The sequence below is a fragment of the Halorubrum aethiopicum genome, assembly GCF_001542905.1.
Lineage (GTDB): Archaea > Halobacteriota > Halobacteria > Halobacteriales > Haloferacaceae > Halorubrum > Halorubrum aethiopicum.
Window position 1 is genome coordinate 2,563,076 of record NZ_LOAJ01000001.1, and the last position, 17,288, is coordinate 2,580,363.

A 17,288-nucleotide genomic window follows, 5' to 3' on the forward strand; every position below is an offset into this window, starting at 1 on the left:
CGATCCGCGACCGATCCCGTTCACCGACCCCCCGGCCGCTTCGGGTACGACTGGCGGGGACCGTGAGACCGCCGCGCGAGGAGCCGCGCGGTCGCGCGCCGGCGGTCGTCGGGGCGCTCCTCGGTCGTCTCGTCGTAGTGGAGGACCGTCAGTCCGAGGCCGGCCCGCAGGAGCTCGTTCGCCGCGAACCGGTAGCGGTCGGTGCTCGGGCCGGACGGCGTCGGCTCGGCCGACCGGAGGTGCCCCTCGACGAAGAGGTAGCCGCCCTCGGCGAGCGACTCACACAGGTCGGTGAACCGGTCGAGCGTGTGATAGAAGCTCACCGTGACCAGGTCGTACCGACCCGTCGGGAAGTCGTGCTCCGTGGCGTCGGCGTGAACCGTCTCGATCCGCTCCTCGAGCCCGCGCTCCGCCGCCCGCTCCCGGACGATCCGGAGCCCCTCACTCGAGGCGTCGAGCGCGTCGACCTCGTAGCCGGCCGCCGCGAGGAACAGTGCGTTCCGCCCGGTCCCCGTCGCCAGATCGAGCGCCCGGCCATCGGGGATCGAGGGCTCGTAGGAACGGAGGACGGGAGACGGCTCCGGGTCTCGGGGGTACTCGCCGTTCGCGAACCGCCCGTCCCAGTCGGTCGGTTCGTCGCCGTCGGTCATACGCGTCGATCGCCGGAGATCGACATAAATCTCCGCGTCGGGGGTTTCAAGCACGGCACGGTCGCAACCACGTCCATGACCGACGACCAGGAGGCGGAGCGGGACCGTCGGCGAGACGTCGGATCGGAGCCGCGAGAGGAGCCGCCGGAGGTGATCCTCGGCGAGCTGTTGGCCGACCGGGAGGAGACGCTCGCGACCGCCGAGTCGCTGACCGGCGGCCTCGTGGGATCGACGGTGACCGACGTGCCGGGGTCGAGCGCCTACTTCGATCGGGGCTACGTGACATACGCGTACGACGCCAAACGCGAGGAGCTGGGCGTCGCCCGGGAGACGCTGGACGAACACGGCGCGGTCAGCGGACCGGTCGCCCGGGAGATGGCCGCCGGAGCCCGCGATCACGCCGACACGACGTGGGGCGTCTCGACCACGGGGATCGCCGGTCCCGGCGGCGGAACCCCGGAGAAGCCGGTGGGGTTGGCGTACGTCGGCGTGGCCTACGCCGCGCCGTGGGGAACGGAGGGATCGTTCACGCGGAGCGTCCGCGCGGAGTTCTCCGGGGATCGCGACGCCGTGAAACGGGCGAGCGTCGAGCGTGCCCTCGACGAACTCGTTCGGACGGTCCGCGAGCTCGAGGACCCGGATTGAGCGCGGGAGACGCGAGCGGCAACCGCGACTCCGCCGTTCACGCGACCGCGACGCCGTCGTCGCTCTCCGTCACGTCCACGGGGCCGTCGATCTCGACCGGGTCGCCGACCGCGACGACCGATCCCCACGACTCCGCCGGGACGACCGTGTTCACCATCAGCCGGAAGTCGTGGTCGAACCGGTCGCTCTCGGTCCACGCGGGCAGCGTCTCCCGCCGCTTCCGGAGGAACGTCTCCCGGAACCCGTCGATCTCGACCGCGGTGTCCGGGTGTCGTGACGGGACGACGCACCGCTGACACGGGTTGACGCCGACGAGGTCGGCGTCGCCGATCGAGAACCGGACCCCCGTCCCGCGGTCGGCGAACAGCCGGTCCTCGAAGAACGCGGGACAGTCCTCGAGCACGACGTTCGGCCTGAACCGCCGGCGCGCCTCCGTCGCGTCCGCGATCCCGTCGAACCACGAGGCGACCGTCTCGAGCGTCCCCGTCGAGATCACGGTCGGACCGGGGGCCGCCCGGTCGTCCGGGAACCCGCCCGCCGGCTCGCGGACGAGATCGACCTCGTACCCGAGGTACTCGCCGACCCACGCCGCCAGCGCGTCGCCCTCCTCCGGCAGCGCGAACGTCCGCTCGCCGGCCGCCACCTCCTCCCGCGCCGGCCGCTCCAGCGTCACCGCCGTCGGCGTCGCGTCCGCCGGGCCGGCGAGATCGTAGCTCGCCCGCAGGCGCTGGATCGCCGGCTCGCTCTTCCCGTTCACGTACCCGCCGCCGCTCCCGACCGACGCGACCTCTGGGTCGACGCCGGCCTCGACGAACGCGTACGATCGGTCGCCCCGGAGCGCGCCTCGAGAACCGAGCTCCGCGCGCTCGACGGCGACGCCGTCGAGCGATTTCACGGGATACGCGAGGAGTCCGCCGAGTCGTGTCATACGCTCCGTTCGGGGGAGCGGACCAAAAGGGTGACCGTGGACTCCCGTCCGCGCGGTCGGGAGCGGCGGCGGGTTCCGTCGGGTTACTCCTCGTCTCCGTCGCCGTCGGCGTCCTCGGCGTCGGCGTCGGCGTCAGCGTCGTCAGCGGGCGTCTCGTCGTCCTCCTCCTCGTCGCCGGCGAGTCCGGCGGCCTCGAACGCCTCGCTCACCTCGCTTTCGGAGACGGTGCGGTACCCGTCGGCCTCCGTGACCGTCGCGACCGCGAGGTCGCCGGGGACGAACTCCTCCTCGTGGGCCGCGAGCGCGCGGACGCCGAGTTCGATCCCCTCGGCGAGCGAGAGGCCCTCCTCCCACTCCTCCTCAAGGACGTCCTGGATCTCCTGTCTCCCGCCGCCGATGACGGTCGCCTTCCACTCGTTGGGGGTTCCGGAGGGGTCGGCCGCGAACAGGCGCGGCTCGCCGTTCTCGATCCCGCCGATGAGCAGCGCCGCGCCGTACGGCCGGGTGCCGCCGCGCTGGGTGTTCTCCTGGATGTGGTCGGTGACGAACTTCGTCAGCGTCTCGACGCCGACGGGCTCGCCGTAGCGGAGGCGGTTGCCCTGCGACTGCCGGCGGGCGAGGTCGATGAGCTGTCGCGCGTCCGCGACGTGGCCGGCGCTCGCGGTGCCGAGGTGGTCGTCGAGCTTGTGGAGCTTCTCGATGCTCTCCGCCTCCATCAGCGTCGAGGTCGCCCTCGACATCGCGACGAAGACGATCCCGTCCGCCGTCCGGACGCCGAGACTCGGCGCGCCGCGCGAGACCGCCTCGCGGGCGTACTCGACCTGGTAGATGCGCCCGTCCGGCGAGAACAGCGACGTCCCGCGGTCGTACGCCTGCTGGTCGTTGCCGCCCATCATCGCTTCTCACCCGCTCGCGCGGTGACGTGCTCGCTCATTACCCTTTATTACGCCGGACGGTTGAAAAACCCTCCTTAACCGGTACGCGGCGGGTCCCGCTCCGACCGGTCCGGCGTCGAGCGGTCCGAGTCCTCGTTCGTGGGTTCGTCCGCGTCGTCGCCGTCGCCCCAGTCGCGCGAGACGGGCGTCTCGCTGGCGTCGATGGCTCCGAGCAGCCACTCGCTCCCGGCGACCAGCTCCCCGTCGTCGGTGCCGACGAGCTTCAGGCGGTTGTGACCCGCCTCCCGGTCGGGGTAACAGCCGACCGTAACCTCGTACCGCTCCATCGCCTCCTCGAGGGCGGGGACGATGTTCGCCTCGGGCTCGACCGTGTAGAGGAACCGCGACCGGCGCTCGCCCGCGAACTCGTCGGCGACCGACTCGAACATCGCCTTCAGCTCCTCGGGGATCCCCGGCAGGACGTACACGTTCTCGAGCACGCAGCCGGGCGCGAGCCCCGCTCCGTTCAACAGCGGTCGGCTCCCCTTGGGGAGCGCCGCCTCCCGATCGACATCCACGTCGAGGTCGCGGTCCGGGATCCGGGTCGCGATCTCGGCCAGCCGCTCCTCGACGTCGGCGCGTGCGAGTTCCGAGACGGTCATGTCGCGCCCGAACGCGTCCGCGACCGCCTCCACCGTCACGTCGTCGGGCGTCCCGCCGATCCCCCCGGTGACGATCACGCGGTCGAAGGCGTCGCCGTAGGCCGCCACCCGCTCGGCGATCGTCTCCCGGTCGTCCGGAACCGAGAGGATCCGCGTCACCGAGACGCCCCGATCGGCCAGCCGCGCCGCGAGCCAGTTGGCGTTCGTGTTCACCGTGTCGCCGGAGAGCAGCTCGTCGCCGACCGTGATCAACGCGACTTCCATGCGACCTCCCCTCGGAGCGGTAGGGACATAAGCGGTTCCACGGCGGGGACGCGCCGGAGGAGCGGAGCGGTAGGAGGGTCCTCACTCCGCGACCCGCTCGTAGGTGACGAACGCGAGGTCGCCCTCGCGCTCCCGGTCGAGTTCGACCCACTCGTCGGGGTCCCACGCCGGGAAGCGCGTGTCGCCGTCGGGCGACTCCGGCACCTCCGTGAGAACCATCCGGTCGGCGAGCGGGAGGAACGCCTCGTAGACGCTCGCGCCGCCGATCACGTACACCTCCTCGACGCCGCGCTCGGTCGCGGCCGTCCGCGCTCGCGCCGCCGCCTCCTCGACGCCGCCGGCGACGACGACCTCCTCGGGGAGGTCCGGGTCACGCGTCGTCAACACGACGCTCGTCCGGTCCGGGAGCGGGCCGCCGATCCGGTCGGCGATGCTCTCGTAGGTGACCCGGCCGAGGACCACGGGATGCCCGCTCGTCAGCCGCTTGAAGTGCGCCAGATCCGCCGGGTAGTGCCACGGCATCCCGCCGTCCGCGCCGATGACGCCGTTCTCCGCGACGGCCGCGACGAGGACGAACGACACGTCGTCGGGGTCGACGGCGGGATCGACTGCGTCGTCGGTGTCGGAGTCGGTCCCCGCCATCACTCCGCGACCGCGAACGAGATCCCCTCGGCGCAGTCGTAGTCGACGACCTCGACGTCGTCGTAGGTCAGTTCGTCGAGCGGCACGTCCGCGATCTCGATCCGGGGGCGCTCGCGGGGCTCGCGAGAGAGCTGTTCGAGGAGGCCGGGGACGTGGTCGTACCCCTCCTCGCCGTCGGCCTCAGCGGGGGCGGCGTCCTCGAGCCAGGCCTTGACGTCGCGGTAGTCGGCCTTCCCCTCCGCGTCCGCGAGCCGCGCCTGGAGCGCGGGGAGGTTCTCGCCGTACCACGCGCCGCGGTCGCCCCGGCCGCAGTAGGCGTGCGCGTCGACGATCGTGTGGCCGAACTCGCCGACCTCGAACCCGGTCCGTTGTGCGAGCGCGTTCGCGAGCAGCGCGTACGCCGCGACGTTGAACGGGACGCCGAGTGCGATGTCGCCGGACCGCTGGGTGAGATGGAGGTTGAGCCTCCCGCCCTGGACGTTGACGACGAAGGTGTAGTGACACGGCGGCAGCGTCGAGACGGTCGCGTTCGCGGGGTGCCACGCGTTCACCACCATCCGGCGGGAGTTCGGGTTCTCCTCGAGCGTGTCGAGCACGTAGGCGATCTGGTCGAAGGTTCGCCGCGTCGTCCCGTCCGCGTCCTCCTCGACGGTCACCCAGCGGTGACCGTCCTCGGGCCACGTCTCGCCGGGGAGCGCGTCGCCGTCGTCCGGCACCGGGTACCGCCGCCAGAACCGGCCGTACGCCGTGTCGAGACGGCCCTCCTCGTCGGCCCAGGCGTCCCAGATCTTCGTCTCCTCGCGGAGGTTCTCGATGTGCTCCTCTCCGGAGAGATACCAGATCACCTCGTGGATGAGCGAGTTCCAGCGGTAGCCGTCCATCCGCTTCGTCGTGAGAAGCGGGAACCCCTCCGCGAGGTCGACGGTGTAGCCGGCGCTGAACGTCGCGATCGTGTCCACGCCGGTCCGGTTCGGCTTGTACGTGCCCGTCGAGAGCGCGTCGTCGACGAGGTCGAGGTACTGTTGCATCGTGTGTCGTGGGGAGTCGCCCCGACGCTTACGGCGTCGGCGCGATCGGTCTGTCGGAACCCACGCGTCGCAAAACATAAACCTACGTCCTTTGGGATCCGTTCGCCCGACCGCAGCAACTAACCTCGCGCCGCCCGGAGTGGCCGACATGGTAATCGATCCGTTCGGGCTCGAGCGGTGGTTCGCGAAGTACGAACACGAGGCGGACGTCATGCTCGCCGAGAGCGGGATCCGGTCGCTCGAGGCGGACCGGTTCGACCTCGACCCCGGCGAGGTAGGGTACGTGATCCCCACGAACGGCGACCCGGAGTTCCGCGCCCGCGTCGGCGACCGGTACGGCCGGAGCGCCGACGAGGTCCTGTTCACCTGCGGCACCCAGGAGGCGAACTTCCTGACGTTCCTCTCGCTCGTCGCCTCGAGCGACCCCGTCGGCGACGACGGGATCGGATCCGGCTCGCACGCCGTCGTCGTCACGCCGACCTACCAGGCGCTCCACGCCGTGCCCGATGCGTTCGGCGAGGTCACCCGCGTGGAACTCTCCCCGCCGGAGTGGGAGCTTGACCCCGACGCGGTCGCGGACGCGGTCCGCGAGGACACGGCGGTCGTCGTCGTGAACAACCCGAACAACCCGACCGGCCGCTATCACGCCGAGGAGCGGGTGCGGGAGGTGTACGACGTGGCCGTCGAGAACGACGCCTACCTGCTGTGTGACGAGGTGTACCGGCTGCTCGCGTCGTCCCCGCAGGAGCCGGTGGCGAGCTTCGGCGCGCACGGGATATCGACGACGAGCCTGACGAAGGCGTACGGGCTCTCCGGCCTGCGGTTCGGCTGGATCGCCGGGCCGGAGCCGGTCGTCGAGCGCGCCTGGCGGTGGAAGGACTACACCACCATCTCGCCGAGCATCTTCGGCCAGCACGTCGCGAAACAGGCACTCGGCCGGCGCGAGGAGCGGATCTTGGCGGAGAACCGCGAACTGGCCGACGGGAACCGCGAGCGGATCGCGGCGTGGGTGGACCGCCACGGGCTGGAGTGGCACGAGCCCGCCTCCGTCAACGCCTTCCCGACGATCCCCGAGGGGTTCGCGGACGCCCGCGAGTTCTGTCGGACCGTCGTCGAGGAGGCGGGCGTCGTGCTCGCGCCCGGCGACCTCTTCGGGTTCCCGGACCGCTTCCGGATCGGCTTCGGGCACCGACGGGAGACCCTCGAGGAGGGGCTCGACCGGGTGAGCGCGGTCATCGAGGCGCACGCGGAGGGCGACGTGGAGGCGAACGACGGCGCGGAGACGGACGACCGCGCGGAGGCGAACAAAGGGACGGAGACGGCCGACGACCCGGTCCCGGACGGAGGGAGCCGCTGAATGGGGCTCGTCGGCGACCTCAAGGACGACCTCGTCGGGCTCGTCAGGAACCCGACGGACGAACAGAAGGCGATCCTGGTCGCGATCGTCGCCATCGCGGTCGCGGACCGCTACTTCCTCTGGATCGACTTCCCGTTCGTGGTGCGGACGACCGCCGCCGTCGGGGTGGGGTTCCTCGCGCTGTTCGCCGCCAGCTACCTGCTCACCGGGCACCTCGTCCCGCCGGACGAGGACGACGAGGAGTACGACGACGAGCTCGACCCGTAGCTCACCTCGATCGGCGGGTGACGACGTTTCCGCACCGTCCCCACGGCGTTCCAAACCGTTTATACCCGCGCCGGGGGAAACCCGGTGTATGCCGCGAGAGCAGAAGCAGGTTCGAGAACTCCAGGAGGGGAGCTACGTCATGATGGACGACTCGCCCTGTAAGATCAACCACTACAGCACCGCCAAGCCCGGTAAACACGGGAGCGCCAAGGCTCGAGTCGAGGGGAAGGGCGTCTTCGACGAGAAGAAGCGCTCGCTCTCCCAGCCGGTCGACGCGAAGGTGTGGGTGCCGATCATCGAGCGGAAGCAGGGCCAGGTCGTCTCCGTCTCCGGCGACGACGCGCAGGTCATGGACCTGGACACCTACGAGACGTTCACGATGCGGATCCCCGAGGGCGAGGACTTCTCCTCGGACGACACCATCGAGTACCTGGAGTACGAGGGCCAGCGCAAGGTCGTCGGGTAGTCGGATGTTCCCCGGAGCGACCGCCGACCGCGACGCGGCCTCGTACGTGGTCGTCGGCGCTCCCCTCGACGCCACGACCACGTTCCAACCCGGCACCCGGTTCGGACCCGACCGGGTCCGGCGCTTCTCCGAGACCTACGACGACTACGACCGGCGAACGGACAGTCACTTCTCCGCGCTCGGCGTCCACGACGCGGGCGACGTCGCCCCCTGGGACGACACGCGCGAGTACCTCGATCACCTCGCCGCCGAACTCAGAAGCGTCGTCCTCGACGGCGCGATCCCGCTCGCGCTCGGCGGGGAACACACCGTCACCTACGCCGGCGTCGAGGCGGTCACCCCGGACACGCTCGTCGTCGTCGACGCCCACCTCGACCTCCGGGCGGAGTACGCCGGCAACCCGTGGAACCACGCCTGCGTCACCCGCCACGCGCTCGACGTCGTCGACCGCGCGGTGATCGTCGGCGCACGAACCGGCTCCCCGGAGGAGTGGGACCGCGCCGCGGAGGACGACGTGGAGGTCGTCGCGCCCGAGGACGCTCGCGGCTGGCTCGACGACCTCGATCCGGGCCGGTTCGCCGACGGGTCGACGTACCTCTCCGTCGACGTCGACGGGGTCGACCCGGGATTCGCGCCCGGCACCGGAACGATGGAGCCGTTCGGGCTCCACCCGCGCGAGGTCCGCGACCTCGTGCGGACGGTCGCGCCGCACGCCGAGGGCTTCGACGTCGTCGAAGTGAACGACCGCGACGACGGCCAGGCCGCGGCGCTGGGGGGAAAACTGCTCCGGGAGTTCGTTCACTCACACGCCGCGGGCTCGTCGGCGTAGCGTCCGACGGTCGACGGCCGGCGGAGTCGCGCGTTCCGTGGTTCGTCTCTCAGCGGAGTTCGGAGAGCCGACTGCGGGCGGCCGCGACCGCCTCCATCGCGTCGATCCACTCGCGGGTGTCCGTACACCAGACCCGGTCGCCCTCGACGCTGACGCAGAACACCGACTCCGAGGACGGCGAGATGGTCACGTCGTCGACGTCCGGCCGGTCGCCGAGGTAGGCGTCGATCAGGCGTCTGGCCGTCTCGGCCTCCGAACGGAGGCGGTTCCCGGAGGCGTACTCGATGGCTATCTCGGCCATACTCGATCCACGGATGTACACGATTAATAACTACTGTTTACGGGCAGCGATTGCGGGGACCGGAGAGGCGGGACGACGCACCGTCGGGGCGGGGCTCCTCGACGACGAGGGATCGGCGGCGGCGGACGGCCGAACGGAAACGCCTCGTCGGTCCTGGCGGCGTCGGTCAGCTCGACCCGTGGGGCTATATCCCCCGACGGGTATTGCCGACCATGGCCACACCGATTCACGAGCGACCGGCCGATCTGCTGTCGGAACTCGTTCGATTCGAGACCGTGAACCCGCCTGGCGACGAGCGTGCCTGTATCGAGTACATCGACGGCCTTCTGACCGAGGCGGGGATAGCGACCGAGACGCTGGCCGCCGATCCGGAGCGACCCAATCTGCTCGCCCGCCTGCCGGGCGGGGACGCGCCGACGCTGCTGATGCAGGGCCACGTCGACGTGGTCCCGACGGACGGCCAGGAGTGGGACGAGCCGCCGTTTTCCGGCACACGGAAGGACGGATTCGTCTGGGGCCGCGGCGCGCTGGACATGAAGGGGGGCGTCGCGATGATGGTCGCGGCGATGCTTCGGGCCGCCGAGGAGGGGGTCGAACCCGCGGGCGACGTGCTGTTGGCGGTGCTCTCCGACGAGGAGACGGGCGGCGACGTCGGCGCAAGGTATCTCGTCGAGAACCATCCCGAGCGCTTCGCGGACGTGGAGTACGCGATCGGCGAGTTCGGCGGCTTCCCGCTGCGCGTCGACGGGACGGAGTTCTACCCGATCCAGGTGGCGGAAAAGCGGGTCTGCTGGCTCGAGGCGACGGTGACCGGCCGCGGCGGCCACGCCTCTCGGCCGCAGCGCGACGGCGCGATGCACGCGCTCGGGGAGCTGCTCACCCGATTGACCGAACAGCGCCTGCCCGTCCGCATCACGCCGCCCGCCCGGGAGTTCGTCGAGGCGCTCGCCGCCGAGGCCGAACCCGAGCGAGCCGAGCAGTTGCGGGGACTGTTGGACCCCGAACGCACCGACGAGATCCTGGACGAGCTCGGCCCCGTCGCCGAGCGGTTGGACCCGATGCTTCACAACACGGTGAGCCCGACGGTCGTCGACGGCGGCGGGAAGGTGAACGTCCACCCGGCGGAGATCGACCTCCGCCTCGACGCGCGGCTGCTCCCGGGCGTGACGCCCGAGGAGTTCCTCGAGGAGGTCCGGGAGGTCGTCGGCGACATCGAGGGCGTCGAGTTCGAGGTCACGCGGTTCGACGGCGGCGAGGGCAAGCGCGTCGACATGGGGCTGTTCGATCTGCTGTGCGACTCCCTGACGGAGAACCACCCCGAGGCCGTCCCTGTCCCGTTCCTGCTCACCGGCGCGACCGACGGGCGGTTCTTCGAGCAGCTGGACGTCCAGCCCTACGGGTACACCCCGCTGAAGCTCCCACCGACGTTCGAGTTCGAGGCGCTGGTCCACGCCGCGAACGAGCGCGTTCCCGCCGAGGCCATCGCGTTCGGAACCGACACCCTCTCGACGGTGATCCGGGAGTACGGCTCCGCGTAGGAGGAACGGCCGGCTTCCAGCGTTCGAATTCCGGATACCTGCCTCGACCGGAGGCGGACGACGTGGCGGACGCCTTCGGGACACGCCGGCGGCAGCCTCGGGACGGTGCGGGTTCCTCGTTACCCGTGGTCGCAGAGTGGGGTGAAAACGGGCCGGCACGAATGCTCCGAGGCACTCGGCGCGTCTACGTGCCTGAAAGCGAGAAGAGTCCTCGTCCGAGTGGCAGTGGGGGTTATCCGCTCGTTTCGTTCACCACTGTGATATTCGACTCATTGGGATCGATCGCGACGCTATCGGTCCGTACGATCGTATTGGATCCATCGGCTGACCCGTTTTCGTCGATCATTTTGATGTTTGATTCGTCGATCTGTATCTCTACCCACGTGTGAGCGACGGTCTCCGAATCGAGATCGACGGTCAGCATGACTGTACTTCCGCTCTCGTCCGGATGCTCGAGTTTGATATCGACGTGCTCGTCGGCAGTTGCCTCCACGACCGTTGCCTCCAACTCTGTCGCGTCTATGTGTGTCTGAACGTTGTAGCTGGCCTGCTCGTCGGCCACGATGAGACGTTCTATCAGCTCCCGGTCGTCTCGTTCCAACACACCGATGTCGTTGCTGTAGTTCAACTCTACCGCGTCGAGATCGGGACGCGTAGTCTGGACCGTGATCGTCTCGTTGGTCCGGTTCACCGTTCCCCGAACCAACGGAAGGCAGTCGTCAGTGGGTCGGACGCGGATCCCGGCAATATCCAGCGGCTCCTCGCGTGCTGTGGACTCGTAGTACTGATTAACCCGTACCTCCAGCTGGCTGTACTCGCTAAGCCCGACGCGATCGCCGGTCTGTTCAACGATGAGTTCGGCAAGCCGTTGACGGCCGATCTCGTCGACGACCGAACCATTATGATGGGAAACGAGGGTGACGGTCACGTCTTCGACCCGATGGCTGGTACCGTTTCGCTCCGTACTGTTCAGACGGAGAGCGCCGCCACACGTACGTTGAGCCTGGTGTAAGGTGTACTCGTCTCCGTCAGTCTGGGTTAGTGAGCCGTTGAACTGCTGCTGGTCTCCGTTCAGTTGCGCTACGTTGTCTTCATCGGCGGGATTGCCTGTCGCTTCCGGGGACAGGGTAGCTCCCGCGATGACGGCGATACCACTGGCAGCGAGCAGTACAGTCGCGATACTGAGGGCGTATATCGTGAGTCTGTAGTCACGTTGCATGATTCTTGCTTCCTTCACACCGCTTGTGTTGTGTCATTGGTTGGTCCGACGACAGCCGGGCGGGAACTGACGGAACGGCCACGGGTACCGTGGAGACGGACTCGGCCGATTGCGGGCGGTCGTCCGACTGCGTCACTTCACGCTTGTAAGAAAGTCCGTATAACTCACAGTTGGAAACGGCTAGTGAACACGCCTGAAACGCGTTTCACAGGTGTTTCAGGCGTTGAAAACGCTGAAAATCATCAGATTCATACTGCCGATGTTTCGAAAGTCAACCATGCCCCAGGTCCCCTATTCCCGAGTGGTGCTGGTCCTCTCGCTAGCCGTCCTCGCAAGCAGTATTGCAGTGTTTGGCAGCGCTACTGGCATCACTCCGGACAAAACCCACGAGTTCACTATTGAGGATGGTGCGTTCGTCGTTACAACCGGTAGTGGCCAGCACGTGCTGGTCGAAGACGCTCACACGATCAATCGAATCGAGATCAGCCATGAAGACAGCCGCTACCTCGTTCAAACAGTCAACCACGGCCCACCCCCGGTAGACGCGCAGACACGCTTGCGTGTACGGCAGATCGTCACGTCCGCCGAGATCGTCGGCAGCGATGTCCCACCGGCGAACAGTGCTGCGTATACTGTCCGTCGGATCCCGTCACGCCTCCCCAGCGATCGTGCGGCAGTCATCGGAGCAACAGCGAACGAATCCCTACAGACGGTGATCTCTCCTAACGCCTCCGCGTTCACTGTCCGACAAAATGACGGCAGCATCGTTTTCGAGCGGCGCGAATCGTGGTGGAGTGGCGATCGGATGCTCGTCGTCGTGACGCCGAACGAATCCGGAACACGGTACAGTACTGTGGTTAATCTCCGCACCGAGACCGTCGAATCACTCGTTCGACTCGACAGAGGTGACCGATGAGAAATATCGGCCCCACCTACAATCGGATTGATCTCCGTGGTCAGACACTGGTACAGTTCCTCTTCGTCACCAGCCAAACCGAACCCCCGGAGTGGGGAAGACTCAGGTCGATCAACGGTCACACCGGTGAAACGAGATGACACAGATATCTTCCCGACCGCGCTCTGAACTCCTCGCTGTCGGTATCTTTGTCACTGCTGTAACGATCCTCGTCACGCAGTTCATAAGCGCAACGCCAGCCGCCGTCGCGGTTGGTGACGAGAGTACACGAATTGGGAATCTCGGATGGCAATTCACGCTCCGCGACGTGGCCCTCATTACTATTTCAGCGTATGCCGCCGGCGGAAGCACGATCGTACTCCTCAACGAGACAGATTCGACATCGTCGACGATCGCGGACACCAAGCAAACGAACGCTTCCACACAGCAGTCTACCAGCGAGTCCAGTAACGAGCTACTCGAGGCCCGCCGAGAAGAGTGGGAAACCGTTTCGGAACGACTCACGAGTAATGAGGAGCTGGTTTATCAAACGGTACTCGAGGCCGACGGTGTCCTACCACAGAGCGAGATAGTTGACCGAACAGACCTCTCAAAAGCGACAGTCAGCCGTACGCTCGATAGTCTGGAGGCGAAAAACCTCGCCGAGCGGAAGCGCCACGGCATGGGGAACACGGTACTGCTTACGTAGGCTGGCCGTCGTGAGTGCGATCATAACGGCATACTTCCCCGACTGACCGCCTGTAGTCACGCAGATTTGAGGGGCTGCGATCCGATACACGAACTGTTTGCTGCACCGCCGCGCTAGTTCGCTTCAGCCGATGACGAGCGAACTCGTCTTCGCCACCGTTTCACGGTGGTTCGTAACGTGGTGGGGTCCCCCCTGTGATCTCACTTCCACACACGCGCGTGCGTAAGCGCCCGACCGCGGCAGCGATCGAAAATTTCGAGCGAGTGACCGTCAGATTCCGAAAAAGACCTTACAGAGACCCTCAATCGGCGATTGGTTTCTGCGGATGTGCTGAATACAGAGCGCGAATCGGGTAGAAGACATTTGCCAGACGAACCACGGGACTGAACCATTAGCGGGCACCGTGACGACTCGGATCGTGTTGGGCGTTCTCACCACACAAAAGCTATTCTGTGCGGTCGCCTGCGTCGGCACGTGAAGCGTTACGAGAACGCCCTCGGGTTCCTCGCGCTCGCCGCCCTCTGGGGCGCCTCCTATCCCGCTATACGCGCCGCGAAAGCGGGCGTCGAGCCGCTGCTGATGGCCGCACTCCGGTTCGACGCCATCGGCGTCGTCGTCCTCGGCTACGCACTCGCCCGCAGCCAACAGGTCCGCCCCACCAGCGCCGACACCACGGCTATCCTGATCGGTGGTGTCGGCATGATCGCTGTCCACAACGGCCTCCTCTTCGTCGGCCAGACCATGGTCACCGGGGCCGTCGGCGCGGTCGTTCTCGCCACCGTCCCCATCTGGAGCGTCGCGTTCGCCGTCGTCGCTCTCGACACCGCTCGCCCGACGCCCACGCGCGTCTTCGGTATCCTCCTCGGCCTCGTCGGCACCAGCATCCTCGTCGTACCCGGCCCCACCGACATACAGCCACCCGACCCACTCGGCGTCACACTCATGACCGCGAGCGCGGTCACGTTCGCGCTCGCCGCCGTCGCCCTTCGCCGCGAAACCCCCACGCTCGGCGTCGCCGCCCGCCAGGGCTGGATGATGCTCGTCGGCGGCATCGTCCTCCACGTCGCCAGCCTCGCCCGCGGCGAACCCCAGACCGTCGCACTCACCTCGGACGTACTCATCGCGTTCGGGTTCCTCGTGCTCGCCGCCGGCGTCGTCGGCTACCTCCTCTACTACACGCTCCTAGACCGCCTCGGTCCCGTCGAGGTCAACCTCTTCGGGTACGTCGCCCCCGTGTTCGCCGCCATAACCGGATGGCTCTTCCTCGACGAACGTCTCGCCGCGACCACCGTTGTCGGCTTCCTCGTCATCGCCGTCGGCTTCGTGCTCGTCAAACGCGACGCTATTCGCGACGCGCTCATCGACGAGGCCGTACCAGCGACCGGCGACTAACTGGCTCGACCAGCAACCGCCGTCTTCGCGGCGGTCGTCTGCTACTCGGTTGGCCTTTGTTGAACCCCCAACGGCGACACCTCCTCCATTCGCGTGGAATACAGAGCGCGTATCTCCCACAGAATCATTCTCCAACTTGATCAGAGTAGATCGCACAGTACAGCCTCTGTATCTCGCACACCGAACCTATCAGTTCCAAAGGTTTTCAACAGAGCCGCTGACGACGGATTTCCGGGAGTCCACATCAAAGCCTCACCTCATGGATCGAGCCGCATTTGTGCCGAGGGAGTTGGGTGAGGCGGTTTACACGAGGGCTGGAGCGACGCCGAGGGCGGCGGTTCCGAGAAGGACCGCGCCGTATCCGGCAGCGACGAGGAATACCGTGCGTCGCGGGGAGTCGACGAGGCCTCGGCGGTGTCCGGCTGCCGCGAGGTAGCCAGTCAGCGGCAACACCTGGAGGGCGTGGAGGCCGACGAAGTGCGCGAGTCGAAGGTCTCCGACGAGCTGCCAGCCGACGACCGGGACCGTCGGCTCCGTCGTCTCGACGACCCGTGACTGGATCGCGATCATCGCCGCTCCTTCGAACGCGCCGACGACGAACCACCCGATGCCGAGGAGAATGCCCGCGGCGAACGCCGGGTGGACGTTGAACTCGTTGTTGCGCGCCCGAACCGCCAGCGCGGCGATCGCGACGGTGACGACGACGATTGTGACGCCCATGACCCCTCCGATGGCCGCGTCGAGGACCGTCGCCCGATTGAAGTGGGACCCAACGCCGCGCGCGGCCTGTCCGCCGATGAGGGCGATTTCAAGGAGGAGACCGATGCCGACGATCCGGGAGACGCGGCGACGAAAGTCCGGATCGACCGGGAGGTGGACACCGAGCCAGCCGAGCGTCGCGCACACGAGCGCGATCGAGCCGGCGAACTTCGTCGGCTTGAGCCACGCCGGTTCCCCGTTGACGACCGTCGGGTCGAAGACGATTCCGACGGCGAAGGCACCGAATAGGACGGCGTTGATCGCGGCCACGGCGGACAAAACCGGATCGCGGCGCCGCAGCTCTCCGATCGACGTGGCGATCGTCCGCGCGATTGCCCGCAGCGTCGTCCGTCCTCTCGTGGCCGCAGCGACCGACTCGGAGTTCATACGGTAGTGTTACCGGGCGATTCATGTGTGTATGACCCCAACATGTTGGTATCTGCCCGAAGCGGCAGTGACCAACATGATCGACGCTCGGTTCCGCATTCGCCTCCCGCCGGACCTGTACATCGCCGACCTGTCGGAAGCGTTCCCCGACGCGACCTTTCGCCTGCTGTCCGGCGTCCGCAGCGGCGCCACCGCGAAGGAACTCGGTGAGGTGCTGACTCGGACTCCGGAGTCGGTCGCGGCGGCGTTTCGCGAGCACGATGCGGTCGACGCGTACGAGGTGTTAGAACGCACCGACGACCGACTCCTCACGACGTACGAGACGACCGACGTCGACCTCTACGCCTTCGTCGAAGCCGGGGGGTTCCCGCCCGAGTTTCCGATCGAAGTGCGGAACGAGTTCTACGAGTTCGACCTGACCGGCACTCGCGAGGAGTTCGACCAGCTCCGAAAGACGCTGGAAACGAGCGGTACCGAGTACGAACTCCTCTCGAAGGTGAACAAGAAGCGGGCGGACCGACTCCTCACACGCCGACAAGAGGAGCTCCTCGCCGCCGGCCTCAGAGAGGATTACTTCGAGGTCCCGCGAGGGTGTACGCTGGCGGATCTCGCCGACGTGGTCGGCGTGGACAAGTCGACCGCGAGCGGGATCGTCCGCCGGGCGCAGGCGCAGCTTATTGCGTGGTACCTGACCGACGTGAAGACCGAGTGACGAGCGGGTGGGTTCGTCACAATTCCTTGCGCTGATCTGCTCTATTCAATTCGCAGAAAGCGTCGGGATCGAAGCCGAAACGATCGACCGGCCGCTCGATTCCCGCCTCGAAAACCGACCTGTAGTTCCGTTCGTTTTCTTTCGTCGATCCGTTCGCTGAGCGCTCATCCGAACCGACCTCGACATAGAGTAGTTCTCTCTCTTCAGATGCTCGATGGGCAAGCTCGTCTTCGTCACCATTTCATGGTGGTTTGTAACGTGAGGAGTTCCCCACCTGTGGTGTCATCTTCCTCACGCGTGCGGGCGTAGGGTCAAATCCGACCGCGACAGTGATCGAAATTTCGAGCGAGTGATCATCAGATTCCGAAAAAAGACCTTACAGAGATCTTCAACCCGTGATAGGTTTCTGCGGGTGTGCTGAATACGGAGCGCGAGTCGGTCACGGGGAACTGGCACGACCGAACGAGAGTGAGGGAGAGTAAGCTTATCCCCCTGACGAGACTCTCTTCCCACCATGTCTGACTCAGAAACGACGGGACAGGGAGTTGCGCTTGGTGTCGGCGTCGGCCTCGCTCTCGGTGTCTCCGTGGGGGTGGCCATAGATAATATCGGTCTCGGAATCGGGGTCGGGATGGCACTCGGAGCGGCACTCGGTCTCGTCTGGGACCAAGAAGCGTAGTTCACGAGACAGCGTATCTACACACACTTCCGATATCCCAATTCATCTATCAGGTGTGAAACAAAGAGTGGTGGCTTGCTACAT

20 protein-coding genes are annotated in these 17,288 nt (G+C 67.1%); 11 read left to right on the plus strand and 9 right to left on the minus strand.

Annotated elements, in window-relative coordinates; all coding sequences use genetic code 11:
- Nucleotides 1-20: 20 nt before the first annotated feature.
- Nucleotides 21-650, minus strand: a complete 630-nt coding sequence (locus tag AXA68_RS12180) for a class I SAM-dependent methyltransferase (RefSeq protein WP_066417172.1) — start codon at nucleotides 648-650, stop codon at nucleotides 21-23.
- A gap of 75 nt (nucleotides 651-725) precedes the next feature.
- Here AXA68_RS12180 and AXA68_RS12185 point away from each other — a divergent pair, with 75 nt between their 5' ends.
- A complete protein-coding gene (locus AXA68_RS12185) occupies nucleotides 726-1,295 on the plus strand; it encodes a CinA family protein (protein ID WP_080505248.1) in 570 nt (189 codons plus the stop codon).
- Nucleotides 1,296-1,332: 37 nt separating this feature from the next.
- On the opposite strand, the gene AXA68_RS12190 is transcribed toward AXA68_RS12185, so the two are convergent.
- From AXA68_RS12190 to thyA, 5 genes are all read right to left on the minus strand, one after another.
- Nucleotides 1,333-2,223, minus strand: a complete 891-nt coding sequence (locus AXA68_RS12190; RefSeq protein ID WP_066417175.1) for an MOSC domain-containing protein — start codon at nucleotides 2,221-2,223, stop codon at nucleotides 1,333-1,335.
- Between the two features lie 83 nt (nucleotides 2,224-2,306).
- Entirely contained in the window at nucleotides 2,307-3,119 is an 813-nt protein-coding gene (psmA, locus tag AXA68_RS12195) for an archaeal proteasome endopeptidase complex subunit alpha (protein WP_080505249.1), read from the minus strand.
- A gap of 74 nt (nucleotides 3,120-3,193) precedes the next feature.
- Nucleotides 3,194-4,024, minus strand: a complete 831-nt coding sequence (locus AXA68_RS12200) for a competence/damage-inducible protein A (protein WP_066417180.1) — start codon at nucleotides 4,022-4,024, stop codon at nucleotides 3,194-3,196.
- Nucleotides 4,025-4,105: 81 nt separating this feature from the next.
- Nucleotides 4,106-4,666 carry a dihydrofolate reductase gene (locus tag AXA68_RS12205; protein WP_066417183.1) on the minus strand — a complete coding sequence of 187 codons (561 nt, stop codon included), beginning with the start codon at nucleotides 4,664-4,666 and terminating at the stop codon, nucleotides 4,106-4,108.
- Nucleotides 4,666-5,694: a thymidylate synthase gene (gene thyA / locus AXA68_RS12210; RefSeq protein WP_066417186.1), complete on the minus strand. Its 1,029-nt coding sequence runs from the start codon at nucleotides 5,692-5,694 to the stop codon at nucleotides 4,666-4,668. Before thyA ends, AXA68_RS12205 begins: the two co-directional genes overlap by 1 nt.
- Nucleotides 5,695-5,842: 148 nt before the next feature.
- Here thyA and AXA68_RS12215 point away from each other — a divergent pair, with 148 nt between their 5' ends.
- From AXA68_RS12215 to speB, 4 genes are all read left to right on the plus strand, one after another.
- Complete coding sequence (locus AXA68_RS12215) at nucleotides 5,843-7,051, plus strand: aminotransferase class I/II-fold pyridoxal phosphate-dependent enzyme (RefSeq protein ID WP_066417188.1); 1,209 nt, start codon at nucleotides 5,843-5,845, stop codon at nucleotides 7,049-7,051.
- The gene (locus AXA68_RS12220; RefSeq protein WP_066417191.1) at nucleotides 7,052-7,318 is read left to right on the plus strand and encodes a hypothetical protein; all 267 of its coding nucleotides are present in this window, start codon (nucleotides 7,052-7,054) and stop codon (nucleotides 7,316-7,318) included.
- Between the two features lie 88 nt (nucleotides 7,319-7,406).
- On the plus strand, nucleotides 7,407-7,784 hold the full coding sequence (locus AXA68_RS12225; RefSeq protein ID WP_066417193.1) for a translation initiation factor IF-5A: 378 nt from the start codon (nucleotides 7,407-7,409) through the stop codon (nucleotides 7,782-7,784).
- Nucleotides 7,785-7,788: 4 nt separating this feature from the next.
- Nucleotides 7,789-8,613, plus strand: coding sequence for an agmatinase (gene speB / locus AXA68_RS12230; protein WP_066417196.1), 825 nt, complete (start codon nucleotides 7,789-7,791; stop codon nucleotides 8,611-8,613).
- A 49-nt stretch (nucleotides 8,614-8,662) separates the two neighbouring features.
- Here speB and AXA68_RS12235 read toward each other — a convergent pair whose 3' ends face one another.
- Nucleotides 8,663-8,914 carry a hypothetical protein gene (locus AXA68_RS12235; RefSeq protein ID WP_066417199.1) on the minus strand — a complete coding sequence of 84 codons (252 nt, stop codon included), beginning with the start codon at nucleotides 8,912-8,914 and terminating at the stop codon, nucleotides 8,663-8,665.
- 212 nt (nucleotides 8,915-9,126) lie between these two features.
- On the opposite strand from AXA68_RS12235, the gene AXA68_RS12240 reads away from it, so the two are divergent.
- Nucleotides 9,127-10,452: a M20/M25/M40 family metallo-hydrolase gene (locus AXA68_RS12240; protein ID WP_066417201.1), complete on the plus strand. Its 1,326-nt coding sequence runs from the start codon at nucleotides 9,127-9,129 to the stop codon at nucleotides 10,450-10,452.
- A 232-nt stretch (nucleotides 10,453-10,684) separates the two neighbouring features.
- Here AXA68_RS12240 and AXA68_RS12245 read toward each other — a convergent pair whose 3' ends face one another.
- Nucleotides 10,685-11,671 carry a hypothetical protein gene (locus tag AXA68_RS12245; protein ID WP_066417204.1) on the minus strand — a complete coding sequence of 329 codons (987 nt, stop codon included), beginning with the start codon at nucleotides 11,669-11,671 and terminating at the stop codon, nucleotides 10,685-10,687.
- A 277-nt stretch (nucleotides 11,672-11,948) separates the two neighbouring features.
- On the opposite strand from AXA68_RS12245, the gene AXA68_RS16825 reads away from it, so the two are divergent.
- The 3 genes from AXA68_RS16825 (at nucleotide 11,949) to AXA68_RS12255 (ending at nucleotide 14,667) form a co-directional block, all read left to right on the plus strand.
- Nucleotides 11,949-12,587 (plus strand): hypothetical protein, encoded by a 639-nt coding sequence (locus AXA68_RS16825; RefSeq protein WP_157884837.1) that lies wholly within the window; start codon nucleotides 11,949-11,951, stop codon nucleotides 12,585-12,587.
- A 136-nt stretch (nucleotides 12,588-12,723) separates the two neighbouring features.
- Complete coding sequence (locus AXA68_RS12250) at nucleotides 12,724-13,275, plus strand: helix-turn-helix transcriptional regulator (RefSeq protein ID WP_066417205.1); 552 nt, start codon at nucleotides 12,724-12,726, stop codon at nucleotides 13,273-13,275.
- Between the two features lie 474 nt (nucleotides 13,276-13,749).
- Nucleotides 13,750-14,667: a DMT family transporter gene (locus AXA68_RS12255; RefSeq protein WP_066417207.1), complete on the plus strand. Its 918-nt coding sequence runs from the start codon at nucleotides 13,750-13,752 to the stop codon at nucleotides 14,665-14,667.
- A 303-nt stretch (nucleotides 14,668-14,970) separates the two neighbouring features.
- On the opposite strand, the gene AXA68_RS12260 is transcribed toward AXA68_RS12255, so the two are convergent.
- A complete protein-coding gene (locus AXA68_RS12260; RefSeq protein WP_232745115.1) occupies nucleotides 14,971-15,696 on the minus strand; it encodes a hypothetical protein in 726 nt (241 codons plus the stop codon).
- Nucleotides 15,697-15,889: 193 nt separating this feature from the next.
- Here AXA68_RS12260 and AXA68_RS12265 point away from each other — a divergent pair, with 193 nt between their 5' ends.
- Nucleotides 15,890-16,525: a helix-turn-helix domain-containing protein gene (locus AXA68_RS12265; RefSeq protein WP_066418602.1), complete on the plus strand. Its 636-nt coding sequence runs from the start codon at nucleotides 15,890-15,892 to the stop codon at nucleotides 16,523-16,525.
- Between the two features lie 514 nt (nucleotides 16,526-17,039).
- Nucleotides 17,040-17,204 (plus strand): hypothetical protein, encoded by a 165-nt coding sequence (locus AXA68_RS17150; protein ID WP_198530056.1) that lies wholly within the window; start codon nucleotides 17,040-17,042, stop codon nucleotides 17,202-17,204.
- Nucleotides 17,205-17,288 lie beyond the last annotated feature (84 nt).

What these genes read in the sequence shown, in the direction of transcription:
- AXA68_RS12235 (WP_066417199.1), bottom strand. Translation starts at nt 8,914, where the DNA reads ATGGCCGAGATAGCCATCGAGTACGCCTCCGGGAACCGCCTCCGTTCG.
- AXA68_RS17150 (WP_198530056.1), top strand. Translation starts at nt 17,040, where the DNA reads ATGTCTGACTCAGAAACGACGGGACAGGGAGTTGCGCTTGGTGTCGGC.
- AXA68_RS12205 (WP_066417183.1), bottom strand. Translation starts at nt 4,666, where the DNA reads ATGGCGGGGACCGACTCCGACACCGACGACGCAGTCGATCCCGCCGTC.
- thyA (WP_066417186.1), bottom strand. Translation starts at nt 5,694, where the DNA reads ATGCAACAGTACCTCGACCTCGTCGACGACGCGCTCTCGACGGGCACG.
- psmA (WP_080505249.1), bottom strand. Translation starts at nt 3,119, where the DNA reads ATGATGGGCGGCAACGACCAGCAGGCGTACGACCGCGGGACGTCGCTG.
- AXA68_RS12190 (WP_066417175.1), bottom strand. Translation starts at nt 2,223, where the DNA reads ATGACACGACTCGGCGGACTCCTCGCGTATCCCGTGAAATCGCTCGAC.
- AXA68_RS12250 (WP_066417205.1), top strand. Translation starts at nt 12,724, where the DNA reads ATGACACAGATATCTTCCCGACCGCGCTCTGAACTCCTCGCTGTCGGT.
- AXA68_RS12245 (WP_066417204.1), bottom strand. Translation starts at nt 11,671, where the DNA reads ATGCAACGTGACTACAGACTCACGATATACGCCCTCAGTATCGCGACT.
- AXA68_RS12225 (WP_066417193.1), top strand. Translation starts at nt 7,407, where the DNA reads ATGCCGCGAGAGCAGAAGCAGGTTCGAGAACTCCAGGAGGGGAGCTAC.
- AXA68_RS12240 (WP_066417201.1), top strand. Translation starts at nt 9,127, where the DNA reads ATGGCCACACCGATTCACGAGCGACCGGCCGATCTGCTGTCGGAACTC.
- AXA68_RS12265 (WP_066418602.1), top strand. Translation starts at nt 15,890, where the DNA reads ATGATCGACGCTCGGTTCCGCATTCGCCTCCCGCCGGACCTGTACATC.
- AXA68_RS12200 (WP_066417180.1), bottom strand. Translation starts at nt 4,024, where the DNA reads ATGGAAGTCGCGTTGATCACGGTCGGCGACGAGCTGCTCTCCGGCGAC.
- AXA68_RS12220 (WP_066417191.1), top strand. Translation starts at nt 7,052, where the DNA reads ATGGGGCTCGTCGGCGACCTCAAGGACGACCTCGTCGGGCTCGTCAGG.
- speB (WP_066417196.1), top strand. Translation starts at nt 7,789, where the DNA reads ATGTTCCCCGGAGCGACCGCCGACCGCGACGCGGCCTCGTACGTGGTC.
- AXA68_RS12185 (WP_080505248.1), top strand. Translation starts at nt 726, where the DNA reads ATGACCGACGACCAGGAGGCGGAGCGGGACCGTCGGCGAGACGTCGGA.
- AXA68_RS12180 (WP_066417172.1), bottom strand. Translation starts at nt 650, where the DNA reads ATGACCGACGGCGACGAACCGACCGACTGGGACGGGCGGTTCGCGAAC.
- AXA68_RS16825 (WP_157884837.1), top strand. Translation starts at nt 11,949, where the DNA reads ATGCCCCAGGTCCCCTATTCCCGAGTGGTGCTGGTCCTCTCGCTAGCC.
- AXA68_RS12215 (WP_066417188.1), top strand. Translation starts at nt 5,843, where the DNA reads ATGGTAATCGATCCGTTCGGGCTCGAGCGGTGGTTCGCGAAGTACGAA.